At 69.8% G+C, this 14597-nt stretch carries 11 protein-coding genes; 4 read left to right on the forward strand and 7 right to left on the reverse strand.

Translation table 11 applies throughout. The features are described from left to right. The first annotated feature begins 105 nt into the window (after nucleotides 1-105). Nucleotides 106-612: a hypothetical protein gene (locus tag AB0B82_RS23875; RefSeq protein WP_360172459.1), complete on the forward strand. Its 507-nt coding sequence runs from the start codon at nucleotides 106-108 to the stop codon at nucleotides 610-612. A gap of 156 nt (nucleotides 613-768) precedes the next feature. Here AB0B82_RS23875 and sulP read toward each other — a convergent pair whose 3' ends face one another. The 4 genes from sulP to AB0B82_RS23895 are packed head-to-tail and all read right to left on the reverse strand — an operon-like array spanning nucleotide 769 to nucleotide 7849. Next, entirely contained in the window at nucleotides 769-2550 is a 1782-nt protein-coding gene (sulP, locus tag AB0B82_RS23880) for a sulfate permease (RefSeq protein ID WP_360172462.1), read from the reverse strand. 5 nt (nucleotides 2551-2555) lie between these two features. Then, nucleotides 2556-3497, reverse strand: coding sequence for a PPK2 family polyphosphate kinase (locus AB0B82_RS23885; RefSeq protein WP_360172465.1), 942 nt, complete (start codon nucleotides 3495-3497; stop codon nucleotides 2556-2558). After that, nucleotides 3494-6310 carry a cation-transporting P-type ATPase gene (locus AB0B82_RS23890; protein WP_360172468.1) on the reverse strand — a complete coding sequence of 939 codons (2817 nt, stop codon included), beginning with the start codon at nucleotides 6308-6310 and terminating at the stop codon, nucleotides 3494-3496. The genes AB0B82_RS23885 and AB0B82_RS23890 overlap by 4 nt, the downstream gene beginning before the upstream one ends. A gap of 42 nt (nucleotides 6311-6352) precedes the next feature. Continuing rightward, nucleotides 6353-7849, reverse strand: coding sequence for a DUF2252 domain-containing protein (locus AB0B82_RS23895; RefSeq protein WP_360172471.1), 1497 nt, complete (start codon nucleotides 7847-7849; stop codon nucleotides 6353-6355). A gap of 522 nt (nucleotides 7850-8371) precedes the next feature. Between AB0B82_RS23895 and AB0B82_RS23900 the strand changes: the two genes are divergently transcribed. Both AB0B82_RS23900 and AB0B82_RS23905 read left to right on the forward strand, forming a co-directional pair. Continuing rightward, nucleotides 8372-9631 (forward strand): diacylglycerol kinase family protein, encoded by a 1260-nt coding sequence (locus AB0B82_RS23900; protein ID WP_360172474.1) that lies wholly within the window; start codon nucleotides 8372-8374, stop codon nucleotides 9629-9631. Next, nucleotides 9628-10182 carry a phosphatase PAP2 family protein gene (locus tag AB0B82_RS23905; RefSeq protein ID WP_360172477.1) on the forward strand — a complete coding sequence of 185 codons (555 nt, stop codon included), beginning with the start codon at nucleotides 9628-9630 and terminating at the stop codon, nucleotides 10180-10182. The genes AB0B82_RS23900 and AB0B82_RS23905 overlap by 4 nt, the downstream gene beginning before the upstream one ends. 72 nt (nucleotides 10183-10254) lie before the next feature. Here AB0B82_RS23905 and AB0B82_RS23910 read toward each other — a convergent pair whose 3' ends face one another. The 3 genes from AB0B82_RS23910 to AB0B82_RS23920 all read right to left on the reverse strand — a co-directional run bounded on the left by AB0B82_RS23910 (nucleotide 10255) and on the right by AB0B82_RS23920 (nucleotide 13563). Then, nucleotides 10255-11550 carry a cation:proton antiporter gene (locus AB0B82_RS23910; protein ID WP_360172480.1) on the reverse strand — a complete coding sequence of 432 codons (1296 nt, stop codon included), beginning with the start codon at nucleotides 11548-11550 and terminating at the stop codon, nucleotides 10255-10257. Nucleotides 11551-11688: 138 nt separating this feature from the next. Continuing rightward, on the reverse strand, nucleotides 11689-12381 hold the full coding sequence (locus AB0B82_RS23915; RefSeq protein ID WP_360172483.1) for a hypothetical protein: 693 nt from the start codon (nucleotides 12379-12381) through the stop codon (nucleotides 11689-11691). 9 nt (nucleotides 12382-12390) lie between these two features. Further along, entirely contained in the window at nucleotides 12391-13563 is a 1173-nt protein-coding gene (locus AB0B82_RS23920) for an AI-2E family transporter (RefSeq protein WP_360172486.1), read from the reverse strand. Nucleotides 13564-13804: 241 nt separating this feature from the next. Here AB0B82_RS23920 and AB0B82_RS23925 point away from each other — a divergent pair, with 241 nt between their 5' ends. Then, the gene (locus tag AB0B82_RS23925) at nucleotides 13805-14320 is read left to right on the forward strand and encodes a hypothetical protein (protein ID WP_360172489.1); all 516 of its coding nucleotides are present in this window, start codon (nucleotides 13805-13807) and stop codon (nucleotides 14318-14320) included. Nucleotides 14321-14597 lie beyond the last annotated feature (277 nt).

Consider the following 14597-nt stretch of genomic DNA (forward strand, 5'->3'; position numbering starts at 1 on the left):
GGAGCCTCATCCGCGTGGGATGAGGCGAAGGTCCGGCGACCGGGACAGCATCCAGCTGAGGAATCGCCGGGTCCGGCGGTTCCCGACGCACGAGAGGGGATTCGAATGGCTGCGAAACAGGCCCCGGCCGCCATGGCCGGTCTGGTCGTCTTCGCGGGCGTGTTGCTCGTGGTCACGGGGCTGGTCAACGTCTTCGAAGGATTCATCGCGCTGTTCGACGACGAGCGTCTGGTGATCACGCCGGACAACCTCGTCGTCGTCGACACCACCGCGTGGGGATGGGTCCTGCTGATCTCCGGGGTGCTGCTGCTGGCCGTCGGGTGCGGTCTGCTCGCGGCGCAGACGTGGGCCAGGATCGCCGCGATCGTCGTCGTGGGACTGCACGCCGTACTGCAGGTCCTGGCGCTCGGTGCCTACCCGGTCTGGTCGCTGCTGATGATCGCGCTGGCCACCGTGGTCCTTTACGCGCTCACGGCCGGCTGGAGTACGGCGCGGGACCGGATCGAAGGAGCGCCGGACGTGGGCTGGAACGGCCACGAGGGCAACGGCCATGAAGGCACGGCCCGGCCGGCGTCGTCGGCCGAGCAGCAGCGCGTGCCGCCGATGGGCTGACGGACTGCCGGCGCGTCACGGCCGGCCGGCGAGGGGATGTCCCGATCGCTCCTTGCCGGCCCAACTCGAGCAGGTCCCTGCACGGACCTGCTCGAACCATGTCCGGGCCCGGACGACCCGCGTGGGAGCCGCATCCGTGGCAGCTGCAGGTGCTGCTCAGCGGCGGGAGCTCTCGTCGTCCGCCTCCGGCTGCCCCGGCCGCGGGTCCTGCCAGTGGGCGCCGGTCTGCCGGATGTACTCGGCGACCGCGTCGTCGACGGTCGGCAGGAAGTGCGCCGGGTCGATGGTGCGGGTGAGCTCGTACCGTTCGATCTTCTCCCGCACCGGATCCTTCAGCTCTGCGAACACCAGCGACACACCCCGGGCGTTCAGCCACTCGTCGAGGTCCTCCAGCATGTCGGCGGCCGTGGTGTCGACGTCCGTGACCGGCTCGGCGGCCACCACGATCCAGCGCAGGTCCGGGTGGTCGTTGGCGATCTCCCGGACCCGGTCGGCGAACATCCGGGAGTTCGCGAAGATCAGCGGTGCGTCGTACCGGAGCACGAACAGACCGGGCAGCAGCTGCGCCGCGGGGTAGCTCGCGGTGTCGTGCAGGCCGGCGATGCCGTCCACCCGGCCGAGCTCCGCCTGATGCGGCCACCAGGTACGGCGGAACACGTTCAGGATCGACAACCCGACGGCGATCAGGATGCCGGGCAGAACGCCCAGCAGCGCCACGCCGAGCAACGCGATGATCGACAGCAGGAACTCCATCCGGCGTTGGTGCCACAACCGGCGTGTCCCGGAGATGTCGGCCAGCGACAAGGCGGCCGCGATGACGATGGCGCCCAGCGTCGGCTGTGGAACGTTCTGCATCAGGGCCGTGGCGAAAACCAGGACCACGGTGATCGCCACCGCACCGACGACACCGGTCACCTGCGACTTCGAGCCGGCCTGCTCGGCGACCGCGGTCCGGGAACCGCTGGTGCTGACCGGGAATCCCTGGAAGAAGCCGGCCGCGATGTTGGCCGCACCAATGCCGACCATCTCCTGGTTGCCCCGGACGCGATCGCCCTTGCGCGCGGCGAATGCCGACGCCGTGGACATCGTGTCAGCCAGCGCGACGACGGCGATCGCGCCGGCGCCGGCCAGCAGCGGCGGCAGATCGCTCCACCCGATCGCCGGAATCGTGAACGGCGGGAAGCCCTGCGGAAGCACGCCGACCGTGTCGACGTCGCGGTTCTCGAGATCGAAGGCGTTCACCGCGATCGCGGCCAGGACCACGACGATCAGCACACTCGGCAGCTTGGGGAGCAGCCGGTTCAGCAGCAGGATCCCCGCCAGCGAACCGATCCCGAGCGCCGCGGCAGTAGCGTTGGCCTCGCCGTCGGCCAGCCCGGTGACGAAATCGCGTGCCTCCGCCAGTAACCCGTCCGCGTCGACCGAGAAGCCGAAGAGCTTGTCGAGCTGCCCGACGATGATCGTCAGCGCGAGTCCGTTCAGGTAGCCGATCTGGGTCGGCTTGGACAGCAGGTCCGCCACGAACCCGAGCTTGGCCACACCCGCGACAGTCATGATCACACCAACCAGTACGGCCAGCATGGAGGCGAGCGCGATCGCGCGGGCCGGATCGCCGTCGGCCAGGAGCAGCGGCGCGATGGTTGCCGCGATCATCGGCCCGAGCGACGAGTCCGGCCCGAGGACCAGCACCCTGGACGGCCCGAAGACGGCATACCCGAGCAGGCACAAGATCGACGTGTACAAACCGGTGACGGGCGGCAGGCCCGCGAGTTCGGCGTACGCCATCCCCTGCGGCACCAGCAGGGCCGACAGCACGAGTCCGGCGACGATGTCCTTCGGCAGCCAGGACTTCCGGTACGACGTGATCACATCCACCGCGGGGACGTACTGGTGCCACAGCGGCGGCCGGGCGGTGGACCGGTGTGAGCCCTCGGCCATCGTCGTCAGCCGCTCGGCATACTCGCCGCGAACGGATCGGCCGCCGCCCCCTTGGGCGCCTGCTTCTCGAGCGTGGCCTTGATCTCCTGCAGCGCCGCGCGGGCCTTCTTGTCAACCTTCGGATAGCGCGGGTCGAGGTCGATCAGCGCGTTCGCGATCACGGCGGCGGCAGCGATCCGGGCGTACCACTTGCGGTCGGCAGGGATCACGTACCACGGCGCCCACTCGGTGCTCGTCCTGGCCAGCATCCGCGAGAACGCCTGCTGGTAGCTGTCCCAGTACTCGCGCTCCCGGACGTCGGCCGACGAGAACTTCCAGTTGTGGTCGCGCAGGTCGATCCGGCGCAGGAACCGGATCCGCTGCTCCTCCCGGGACAGGTTCAGGAAGAGCTTCACGATCTTGAAGCCGTTGTCGGACAGCATCCGCTCCCACTCGTTGATCTCGCGGTAGCGACGGCTCCACAGGCCTTTCTGCGCCTCGGCAGGAAGCCGCTGCCGGTCGAGCAGCTCCGGGTGCACGCGGACCACGAGCACCTCCTCGTAGTGCGACCGGTTGAAGATGCCGATCTCGCCACGCGCCGGCAGACGCAACCCGTAGCGCCACAGGTAGTCGTGGTCGAGTTCCTCGTTGGTCGGGACCTTGAAGCTGTGCACCGACACGCCCTGCGGGTTGACCCCGGTCATGACGTGCCGGATCGTGCCGTCCTTGCCGCCGGCATCCAATGCCTGCAGGACGACCAGCACTCCGTGCGTGTGTTGCGCATACAGCCGGGACTGGTACTCCGAGAGCAGTTCGGTGCCCTGGACAAGCAGTTTGCGGCCGCGTTTCTTCGATCGAACCGTCCCCTTGAAGTCCGGCGCGAAATCCTTGCCCAGCTTGACGTTCTTCCCCGGTTCGACGCGGAACGGTGCGATGAAATCGGCGATCCGCTGCTCGCGAGTGGTCATTGGTCTCCCCCTGCCCCGTGCCGGACGCGCGCCGGTGCGACCGCGTCCTCCACGCGAATCCGCGGCACCTTCCGCCCCCTGCGCCGGGTGACGAACTTGTCCAGCTCGACGACGATCGGCAGCAGTGCTGCCAGGCCGAAGCAGACCAGCCACTGCCGGGGGCTGAGGACGAGAGTCAGCAGGCCGTTCTGCAGCGTGGGCAACTGGGTCGCCAGCACCAGCGCGGCGACGGTGATCAGCGCAATCGCCAGCGCCTTCACGATCGGTGGCTCCACGCCGCTGGTCGGTGCGCGCCGGTTGACGATCGCGTTGAACGCGGTACCCAGACCCATCACGACGAAGGTCATCGTCATCGACACCGTGGCTTGCGTCGTACTCGGATCGTCCGGCCCGGCAACCAGCGGCGCGCCGGCGGCCAGGAACAGGACGACCGCGTAGCCGAGCCACCGGATCACCGACGTCCGGTTCGCGATCGGTACGGCGGGATCGCGCGGCGGACGGTGCATCACGTCCGGATCACCGGGATCGACCGCGATCACCACGACCCCGACCGCGGTGGCGAAGAACAGCAGGAACAGGATCATCGACGGCGTCATCGCCACCCCGTCGTTGATGTCGAACACGCTCGCGGCGAGGAACAGCAGGATCAGCGCGAGCAGCTGCGTCATCTGGTACCGGATGTACGAAACCACCTTGTCGTACACGCGCCGGCCGATCTCCACCGCGTGTACGAGGGTGCCGAAGTTGTCGTCGGTGAGCACCATCCGCGCGGCCTGCTTGGTCACCTCGCTGCCGCTGCCCATCGCCACACCCATGTCGGCCTGCTTGAGCGCGGCCGCGTCGTTGACCGCGTCGCCGGTCATCGCGACGATCATGCCCTCCTCCTGCATCACCCGGGCCAGGCGCAGCTTGTCCTCGGGAGTGACCCGGCCGAACACGTGCAGCTGCGGCAGCCGATGTTTCAGTTGCTCGTCGTTCAGCGGTGGCAGATCGGGGCCGCTGATCGCGCCGGGGCCGAGCCCGAGCTGCTTGCCGATCGCCTGGGCAGTGACCGCGTGGTCCCCGGTGATCATTCGCACGTCGATACCGGCCGCGAGCGCCGTACGGACCGCGCCCTTGGCCTCGGCCCGCAGCGGGTCGATGATGCCGGCCAAGGCGACGAACGACAGTCCCGTGGTCAGCGACATCGGCCCCCTGTTCATGGTCTCGAGCTCGTCGTTCGCGACCAGCCGGGCCGCGAACGCGAGCACCCGCAGGCCCTGGCGGCCCATCCGCAGGTTGGCCTCGTCGATGCCGGCCTGCGCCTGCGCGATCGGGACCTGCGAACCGCTGAGCGGGCCGCCGGCCTGGATGCAGCGGGCCACGACCACGTCCGGTGCGCCCTTGACCAGTTCGATGACGTGCTCGACACCGTCGACAGTGACCTGGTGGAACGTCGCCATGAACTTGTACTCGGAGTCGAACGGCACCTCCGCCAGCCGCGGGTACCGGTGCCGGGTCTCCTCCGCGTCGACGCCGAGCTTGCCGGCCAGCACGACGAGCGCCGCCTCGGTCGGATCGCCGATCACCGAGCCGTCCTGGTCGACCACCGCGTCGGTGTCGAGCGCCAGCCCGAGACCCAGCCGGGTGAAGTCCGGGACCGGCTGACCGGCCACCGAGCGGATCTTCCCGTGCAGGTCGTACCCCTGACCGTCGACCGTGAACCAGGAGCCGCCGGCGTACAGCGTCGAGACCATCATCTGGTTCAGCGTCAGCGTCCCGGTCTTGTCGGTGTTGATCGCGTTGGTCGCACCAAGCGTCTCGACGTCGGTCAGGTTCTTCACCACGGCTTTCGCGTCCGCCAACTGGCGGGCACCGAGCGAGAGCAGGGCGGAGACGAACGCCGGCATCCCGGTCGGCAGCGCGGAGATCGCCATCGCGGTGCCGACCAGCAGCACGTCCTTGCCCGGCAGGCCGCGAATCAGTCCGGCCACGACGATGATCGCGACCGCTCCCCAGGCGATGAACCCGAGGACCTTCGTCAGCGAATCCAGCTCACGCTGCAGCGGCGATCGGGTCCGCTTGACGGATGTGAGCATTGTCGCGATCCGCCCCATCTGGGTCTGCAACCCGGTGGCAGTGACCACAATCGTCCCGGTACCCCGGGTCACCGACGTGCCCTGGAAGAGCATGTCGGTCTGGTCCCCGAGGCCGATGTCGGTGGGGGCCAGCGCGGTCGCGTTCTTGGCGATCGGCGCGCTCTCACCGGTCAGCGCGGCCTCCTGCGCCTCCAGCGTCGCCGACCGGACGATGCGCCCGTCGGCGGGCACGATGTCCCCCGCCTCGACCTGGACGATGTCCCCCGGAACCACCTCGGTGGCCGGGACCATCGTCACCTCGCCGTCCCGGACGACGCGCGCCTGCGGAACCTGCAAGGTGGCGAGGGCGTCGACACTCGCCCGCGCCGTCAGCTCCTGCCGGGTGCCGAGGCCGAGGTTCAGCAGGATCAGGACGGCGACCATGATCGCGGTCGACAGTTCGCCGATCACCAGGCTCACGACCACGACGCCGATCAGCATGATGTTCATCGGGTCGCGCAACTGCTGCGCCGCGACCACCCAGATCGAGGGCGGTTTCTCGGCCGGGATCTCGTTCGGACCGTACGTCGACAGCCGGCGCTCCGCCTCGCCCGGGGTCAGGCCGGCGTCGATGTGCGATTCGGCCGCCCGGACCACCGCCGTGGCGGGCAGCGCGTACGGCGCCTTCGCGTAGGGCGCGTGCCCGTTGCCGGTCGTCGATGTCTCCGACGTCTTGGCCATGCCGATCTCACCCACGCTGGTTTCCTCCCCTCGGGTCGACGCGGGCGGCTGCCGACGTCAGACGTTCGGCAGCGCGTCGATCCGGTTCGAACTGATCGCCTTGGCGAAGTCCGCGAAATCCTGGTCGTTCTGGACGGCGTACCGCTCGGAGAAATCGGCGATCGCCCGATCGAACGTGTCGCTCTCGCCCAGGTACGTCGCGATCGCGACCGCATCGCCGGAACGCGCATGGGCCCGGGCCAGGGTCCATCCGCACATGCGGGCGTACATCGCGAGCTCCGCCGGCGACAGCATCTCCACCAGCGCGGAGCCCTTCATGTCGCGCAACTGACGCCAGTAGTAGTACCGGTCGGCCTCGACGCCCTCGGACCAGCCGAGGAAGATGTCGCTACTGGCCTGCATCAGCCGCTGGCCGTGCACGACGCGCTCGCCCGACTGCGCGAACGCACTCTTCGGCAACGGTCCTTCGAGCACGGACCGGGTGGCCTCCTTGATTTGGAGGAACAGCGGGTCGTCGCGGTCCCGGCCCTGCAGCAGCACGATGAACGCCCGCGTCCCGACGCTGCCGACTCCGACCACCTTGCGGGCCCAGTCGACGACCTCGAAGCGCTCCAGCAGTCGGCGCAGATCGGGTCGCAGACTCGCGCGGTACCCCCGGAACTGCGCGATCACCGCCTTCTCGATCTCCTCGGGATCACGGCCGTACGTCGTGTGCAGCTCGCGGGCCGGGACGACGATCGGCGGCACGCTGGCGATCCGGTAGCGCCCGTCGACCTCCTCGCCGAGCTTGGACAGCGCCTGACCGCTGTTGCGGGCATGTGTCTTCAGTGCGTTCTTCTGGAACCGCTTCTGCGCCTCCTTGACCTGCTTCTGCGTCATCGAGGCGACGGCGTCCTCGTCGTCGGTACGCTTCTTCTTGCTCTTCTTGGCGCCCTTGTCAGCCTTGGCGCCACCGTGGGCGGCGCCGTAGAAGGCGTTCACCGCCTCCACGATGTGGGCCTCGTCCAGGTGCGCATACCAGACGTCGAGGGTCTTCATCGCGGCGAACTCGGCCATCGCCTTGCGGTAGGCGGCCACGCAACCCTTGGTGATGGTGCGGGCGTCCGCTTCCGAGCAGCCGTTGTTCTGCGCCGCCACCATGAAGCTCGCGGCCAGCCGTTTGACGTCGTACTCGAACGGGCCCGGCAGCGTCTCGTCGAAGTCGTTGACGTCGAACACCAAGGTCCGCTCGGGCGAGGCGTAGACACCGAAGTTCGACAGGTGGGCGTCGCCGCACAGCTGCACGCGCAGGTCGGCCGCCGGGGTGTCGACGAGGTCGAGCGCCATGATCTTGGCGGCACCGCGGTAGAACGTGAACGGCGAGGCCATCATCCGGCCGTGCCGGACCGGGACCAGGTCGGGGTCGCGGCGCTCGTTCTGCTCCTCGATGACCGCCACCGGGTCAGGCCGGTCCGTGGCCGGCGCCCAGCCCGCGTGGCTGTCCAGCGGGACCCGGGCGCGCGCCTCGAGCCCGTGAGCCTGCCGCTCCTCCTGCGTTTCGTAATGCACTCGCATGGCCCGCGGCCCCTCTCGTTGTACCGCCCGGCACGCAGGACGCGCCGGGTGCGCGGCATCGCTGTCCGCGTACGGCGCCGACGATTCAGCAGGTCGGGCGCCGTCCACATCACCCCTGATGGACGATCGGGCCCGGCCGGCGCGACCTTCCTGCCAGTCGTGGTGGTCGCGATTCATCGGCTCTCGTGAGTGATGTGGGTGGGCAGGTGTGCACGCTCGACAGTTCGTGTGGTGCAGGGCGGGTGTGTTCGGTGTCTGATTCACGCTCAGCGGTGGCCCCTGGCCCGGGAGACGTCCTGTCAACATGACACACGGCGGCTTCAACAACCCCACGCCACCATCGCCGCACGCCCCGATCGCCCGCCGTCCCTCATCACCCCACCCGTCCCTCATCCCGTCGGCCCGCGACCACCTCGCCTCGAGCAGAAGCCAAGCCATGCATCGGTCAGCGGGCCCGATTCATCCTGGGTGCGGGATGCCGTGGCGTTCCGGGTGGTGTGGCGTGAGCTCATGAGGAGACGGGTGGCGGCAATTGTCGCGCTGGTGGTCGGGACGGCGACAGCTGTCCTCGCCGTGGTGATCGCGATCCGGGAGTTCCCGCGTGGCCTCATCATCACGGCCTGTTTGGCGGTCGCCGCACTGGCGGCCGGGTACGGCGTACTGCGCCGCGGCGTCGCCCGCCTGGCCGGGCTGTACATCGGCGGGCTGGCGCTGCTCGGTGCGGTGATCCTCGTCGTGGTGGGCGGTACGTTCCTCGCCGACCTGCTCGTCATCGGTGGGCTTCTGGTCACGCTGGCGGCGGCGCGGGTCGCCTTCTTCGCCCGGGTCGAGCTGCCCCGGGTCCCTCCGCCCCACCGACCGGTGCTGTTCTTCAATCCGCGCTCCGGCGGCGGCAAGGCGGAGCGGTTCAACCTCGCCGAGGAATCCCGCCGGCGCGGAATCGAGCCGATCGAACTCACCGCCGGCGACGACCTCGAGATCCTGGTTCGCGGTGCCGTCGACCGCGGGGCCGACGCACTCGCGATGGCCGGTGGCGACGGCTCGCAGGCGATCGTCGCCGCGATCGCGGCCGAGCGTTCGTTGCCGTACGCCTGCATCCCCGCCGGAACCCGCAACCACTTCGCGCTGGATCTCGGCGTCGATCGCGACGACGTCGTCGGCGCTCTGGACGCGTTCGTCGACGGCGGCGAGCGGCTGGTCGACCTTGGCGAGGTCAACGGGCGGGTGTTCGTCAACAACGTCTCGCTCGGCCTGTACGCCGAAGCCGTCCAGCGCAGCGGTTATCGCGAGGCCAAGATCCGGACGCTGCTCGACACCGTGCCGGACGCGCTCGGCCCCACGGGCAGCGAGCTCGACATGCGCTGGACCGGTCCGGGAGGCGATGGGCACCGCGGCGGAGCGGCCGTGCTGGTCTCCAACAACAAGTACCGACTCGGCCGTGCCGTCGGCTCCGGAACGCGCCCGCGGATCGACGACGGAATGCTCGGCATCACCGTGCTCGGTGCACCCGACGGGGGTCAGCACCGGGCTCAGCGACCGTGGCGCGAATGGTCGGCTCCGACGTTCGAGATCGACGCCGACCGCCCACTCCCGGCCGGCATCGACGGAGAGGCGCTCGTCCTCGACGCACCGCTGCAGTTCCGGATCCGGCCCGGCGTCCTCCGCGTCCGCATCTCTCGCAAGCACCCCGGGTCGTCGCCGTCGGCGACCGCTCCCGAAGGCCTCCGCGACAGCCTGGCCACCCTGGTCCGGATCGCCTTGGGCCGGGACCACACCCCGTGATCCCGCGCCTGAAGGAACACGACCGCGCGCTGTTCGAAGCAGTCGCGCGGCTGTCCGTACCGTCCCTGGACGCACCGCTGCGCCGGGCGTCCGACTTCGCCGACTTCTCCAAACCGTGGTTTCTGACCGCCGGCGCGCTCGTCCTGTTCGGCGGCGCGCGGGAACGACGCGCCGCAGTCACCGGTCTCAGCGCGATCGGCGCCACCTCCTTGCTGGTGAACCAGCCGTTGAAGCGGCTGACCAGCGAGCGCTCACGCCCCGACCGCGCTGCTTTGGGTGTGCCCGTCGAGCGCTGGGTGAAGATGCCGACGTCAAGGTCGTTCCCGTCCGGCCACTCGGCCTCTGCGGCCGCCTTCGCCGTTTCGGTCGGCCGGCTGCTCCCCGCCCTGCGGCTGCCGTTGCGGGCGGCCGCATCGGTCGTCGCGTTCTCCCGCGTCTACACCGGCGTCCACTACCCCAGCGACGTCCTGGTCGGCGTCACCATCGGAGCCCTGATCGGCCACCTGGCCGCCCGCCTCGCCGAACGCCGCCACCGCGTGCGCCAACACTGAACCGACACTGAACCGACTCGCGCCTGACTCGCGCCTGACTCGGAGCTCACTCGGAGCTGACTGTGCCCGCCCTCATCGGCCGGCTTCGCCGCTCGGGCGTAGGTGATGGTGAGCGGGACGGCGAGGTCGTGGTGGTGGAGCCGTGTCGTCGGACGCTTGTTCGAGGCGGACGTACCAGCGACCGAACGGGCCCGCCGAGATGCCGTGCAGCAGGACACTCAGCAGCACGGTGAGTGCCACGGCTGCGACGGCGAGCTCCACCGGTCCGTCCATGCCCAGCTCTTCGATCGCCAGCAGCGCGAACACGACCGATGCCAGCCCCCGTGGCCCGAACCATCCGACGAACAACACCGTCGTCCGGTCGAGCCCGTTGCCGAGCAGCGAGACAACGACCGGCACGATGCGCACCACAGTCAGACTCAGTACGGCGTACCCGAGCAGCCGTACGTCGAAGTGTGCGAAGGCAATCGGCACCAAAACCGCCCCGAACAGGAACCACACGACGAACGCCAGGATCTCCCCGATCAACTCCGGCAACTCGACGACCTCGTCGGCGTCCAGCGGCTCGTCGGCCGGACCGCCGCGGAAGGCGAGCCCGGCCACGAACGCCGCGATGAACCCGTTGCCGCCGAAGGTCAACGCGATCGCGAGGCTGCCGAGCGCGGCCGCCAGCGCGCCCAGCCGGCGAGCTCCGGTACTCGTCCACTGGCGCCGCAGGCCGACCCCCAGCAGCCGCGCACTCCCGAGTCCCATCACCACGCCGACTGCCACTCCGGCCGCCAGTTCGAACAGCGCGGCGCCGGGTGTGAAGGCCCGCTCTTCCTCCCCCGTACCGAGGTGGCCGGCGGCAACGGCCAGTGCGAACGTGACGACCGGAGTGACGATGCCGTCGTTGAGGCCGCTCTCCACGTTCAACGCCCGGCGCAGGCGCATCGGGATTCGCCGGTCGTTGATGACCTGTGCACTCAACGCGGCGTCGGTCGGCGCCAGGGTCGCGCCGACGAACGCGGCAAGCGCCCAGGTCAGGTCGCCGAACAGCCACGCCGCCAGGAACGACCCGAGGACGACGGACAGCGGCAGACCGATACCGAGCAGCCGTCCGGGTAGGGAGACGTCCCGTCGCAGCCGGGACAGGTTCACCCGGGCGGCGTCGGAGAACAGCAACAGGGTGAGTGTCACCTCCGCGACCAGATGGACCGAGGGGGCGTCCACCTCCACTGTGAAGTTCTTCCAGTCATGACTTCCGAGCAGGAAGCCGGCGACAGTGAAGAGCAGCGGTCCGGTGACGTTCACCCGGGCGAGCAGTTCCGAGGTGACCACCCAGCCCAGGACCAGCACCGCGAGCAGCGCGAACGTGGCTTCGGTCATCACACCTCCGTCCGCTGATGCCGCCCCGGACCCGCCGGCTGCAGCTCACCCGTCGCGTACAGCTCACCCGCCGCGGGCACCCCACCCGCCGCGGGCACCCCACCCGTCGCGTGCGGCCGCACACGGCGCCGCGGTCTGTCACGGACGATGGACGACCGACAGGTGGCGGCGGGGGCGATGCGGCCGGCCGAGGACGACGCCGACCGAGAACCTGTCCAGCTGGTAGCTCTGCGCCCGATCCGCTACGAGCGTGCCGGCCGGATCCTGCCGAAGCGTGGCGGGCTGCACTGGGAGTGCGCCAGGGAGCCCGGCCGGCAGTGCGCCCGGTAGCCCGACGTCCGGGCCGAAGGTGATGTCTTCGATGGTGAGTCGGCTGCCGCGCGCGAACGTGTCGTGGTACCCGACCAGCCGCCCGTCGACGCGCAGGTAGGTCTTGCCCTTGATGTGCCAGTCGAACTGCAGGTCCATGAACCGCGCTCCGAGATTCGGAACCTGGCCGAGGTCGTGACTGACCCGTTGCAACCGGACCCGGACGAGCGCCCGCCAGGCCGTCAGCGGCTCCAGTCCCAGGCCGAACGCATCCCCGAGCCGAAGGATCTGCAGCGACGAGGTGACCGGCGGCACCAGGTGCCGGATCCGCACCCGGCAGCTGATCCCGACGACATCGGCCAGCGGTGTGTCGAGCCGGTAGCGCAGACTGTGGGCCGGCCCAATCACCACGGTGCCGTCGGCCGGATCCGCGGCAGGCGATCCCGGTGAGAGGCTGCCCGGCAACCCGTGGCACATCGGCAGGATCTGATCGGGGAACTCGTACGGTACGGACGGCGGCATGCTCAGCTCCTATCCAGGTTGGTGCGCGACGACCTCGTCCGCGGGTACCTCGGCCGACTCGTCGGGTTCGTCGTCCGGCGCGTCGGCCGGGATCTCTTCCGGGGACCGGCCGCCGGAGACCAGGCCGCTGAGCCAGCGGGTGGACGGGTCGGCATCCAGCAGCAAGGCCTTGACGAGCAGGGACAGCGGGATCGCGAGGATCGCGCCGACCGGTCCGAGAATCCAGGCCCAGAAGATCAAGGACAGGAAGGTCAGCGTGGTGGACAGCCCGACGGCGTCACCGACGACCTTCGGCTGGATCATCGACTGGATGACGAAATTGATGATGCTGTAGGCAACGATCACCCAGACGAGCGTCGCCCAGCCCTGGTCCAGCAGACCCAGCAGCGCGGGCGGCAACACTCCGATGAAGAACCCGACGTTCGGGATGTAGTTGGTGACGAACGCGAGCAGACCCCACAGCCAGGGCAACGGAATGTCCAGCAAATACAGGACTCCGACGTCGAACAGCGCGACGATCAAGCCGAAGACGGTGGAGACGATGAGGTACCGCGTGGTGTCGCGGGCAAACCCGGCCAGCGCTCCGATCACGTCCGGACGGCTCTGCCCGGCCTCCCGCATCCGGTCCGCGAACGGCGCCGAGTCGATGGCCATGAAGAACAGCACGACCACCACGAGACCCAGACTCGTCACAACCCCGAGCAGCCCGGACAGCCAGCTCTGCAGGACGTCGAAGAACTGACCGAGATCGATCTTGTCGAGCGCGGCGCGCAACTGCTCGTCACCGACGCCGAGGTCCGCGAGCCAGCCGCGGACATCCTGGACGAGCTCGGTGAACTTGTCCTCGTACGCCGGCAGCAGGGTCGCCAACCGGGCGAGCGAAAAGGCCAGGGCGGCTGCCATCCCGAGCAGGAACCCGACCACCGCGACGAGCGAGAGCAGCACCGCCAGCCACAATTTCACGCCGTGCCGGACGAGCAGCCGGCGCAGCGGACTCGCGGCGATCGTGAGCACGAGCGCGAGGAACACGGGACCGACGATGTGCGAGAAACCGCGCAGCCCGATCACTGTCAGGACCGCTCCCGCGGTCCCAAGCAGGACGACGACGCCACGCGGAAGCGCCCAGCTAGGGGTCGGCTCCGGAATCCGGTCCTCGGCGGACCCCTCGGAGCCTGTGGACATCGTCGTACCCCCTCTCGCCGGCCCACCCGGTTCCGACCATCGCCCCGATCGCGCCGGCCGGCATCACCCCGGCCGGATGATCCACCGCCGGATGATCGATCGCGCGATCCAGGCGGGGGTCGCAGTACGGCTGCCGCCGGCGCGACGGTCATCCGGGCAGGGTGAAGAGTCCGCGGAGGTCGTCGCGAGAGACTGCCGCGGATCACGGACAACGGTGCGACGGCCCTGCGGAGGAGGCCGGATGGGCGACGAGGCGACGGTCCCCACCGCCGGTACGGACCGGCGGGAGCCACCCGACGAGGCCGGCGCGGTCTACGGCTGTTTGCTCGCGGCGTCCGTGGTGGCCGGGACCGGTCCGGGCCGGGAGCCGCCGCATCCGGTGCAGTTGATCGCGCTGCTGCTCGCGACCGGTGTGGTGTTCTGGATGGCGCATGTGTACGCGCGCCTCGCCGTACAGCAATGGCCCCGGGCCTTCCCGCCGTGGCGGACCGTGCGCGCGGCCGCACGCCGGGAGTGGCCGATCGTGCAGGCCGCTGTTCCACCCGCGGCTGCGGCGGGCCTCGGCGCACTCGGCGGCCTGACGGACGCCGGCGCTGCCTGGCTCGCCCTCGCGGTGGCGGTCGGAACCCAGCTCGGCTGGGCGCTGTACGTCGCCGCGCGGGCCGGCGCCGGCTGGCCCCGCCTGATCGCGACCGGCATGGTCAACCTCTTCCTCGGCCTGGCAATCGTCGGCCTCAAGGCCGCCCTGTCGCACTGACGGCGGCCCCGACTGGACCCGGGCACGCGCCTCGACCGGCCGCGAAGTAGGCGCCGGAGCCCGGCCGCGAAGTAGGCGCCGGAGCCCGGCCGCGAAGTCGGCGCAGTCCGGCCGCATGACTCCTACGCCACGGGATATCCGGCGGCGTCAAGAACCCACGCCCACGCGCACGCCCACGTCGTGTCGGCCGTGTCGGCCGTGTCGGCCTCCCACGCGGTGGGTTCACCCATCGTGTTGTGGGTTCCTGACCCGTCTGAACGGTGGGGAACCCACAACT

Source organism: Kribbella sp. NPDC048915 (assembly GCF_040649595.1).
Lineage (GTDB): Bacteria > Actinomycetota > Actinomycetes > Propionibacteriales > Kribbellaceae > Kribbella.